At 63.5% G+C, this 812-nt stretch carries 2 protein-coding genes; both read right to left on the bottom strand.

Annotation, left to right across the window (positions count from 1 at the left end; all coding sequences use genetic code 11):
* On the bottom strand, positions 1-477 hold a 477-nt coding region (locus V8Z78_RS27035; RefSeq protein ID WP_349732515.1), incomplete at its 3' end, for an SDR family oxidoreductase.
* Positions 474-812 (bottom strand): GDP-mannose 4,6-dehydratase (locus V8Z78_RS27030; RefSeq protein WP_349732514.1); only part of this gene is annotated, 339 nt, incomplete at its 5' end. The genes V8Z78_RS27035 and V8Z78_RS27030, both read right to left, overlap by 4 nt.

The raw sequence follows: 812 nt of genomic DNA, 5'->3' as shown, positions 1-812 counted from the left end.
AAAGTTGCCGCCACGCGCTGCATAGACCCAGCTGGTGCGAAAAATCAGATGGCGGCAATGCGTGGCCGCAATCCGCTGCTCGCCCTCCAGCTTGGTGCGGCCATAGACCGACAGCGGCCCGGTCGCATCACCCTCCTTGCGTGGCGCACTGCCAGAGCCGTCGAAGACATAGTCGGTGCTGTAGTGCACCAGCAGGGCGCCCAGGCTTTTGGCTTCCAGCGCCATGACTTCAGGGGCTTCGGCGTTCAGGCGCAAGGCCAGATCCGGCTCGCTCTCGGCCTTGTCCACTGCCGTATGCGCTGCGGCATTGACGATCACATCCGGGCGTACGCTGCGAATGGTCTGCGCTAACGCCGACAGATCACTGATATCGCCACCGGTCTGCCGGTCCAGCACAATCACCTCGCCCAAAGGCGCGAGACTGCGCTGCAGCTCCCAGCCGACCTGACCGTTCTTGCCCAGCAGCAGCAGCTTCATGCCGACGCCTCGCCGGTGTACTGCTTTTGCACCCAGTCACGGTAGGCGCCCGACTGCACATTGGCCACCCACTCAGGGTTGGCCAGATACCACTGCACAGTCTTGCGAATACCGGTCTCGAAGGTCTCGGCCGGCTTCCAGCCCAGTTCGCGCTCGAGCTTGCGCGCATCGATCGCATAGCGGCGATCATGGCCGGGACGGTCGGTCACATAGGTGATCTGCTCGGCATAGGCCTGGCCATCGGCGCGCGGGCGCAGCTCGTCGAGCAAGCTGCACACGGTCTTGACGATGTCGATATTGGCCTTCTCGTTCCAGCCGCCCACGTTATAGGTCTC

The organism is Comamonas sp. wu1-DMT, assembly GCF_040187805.1.
Taxonomy (GTDB): Bacteria; Pseudomonadota; Gammaproteobacteria; order Burkholderiales; family Burkholderiaceae_C; genus Comamonas; species Comamonas thiooxydans.
This window is presented reverse-complemented; position numbering and strand designations above follow the sequence as displayed.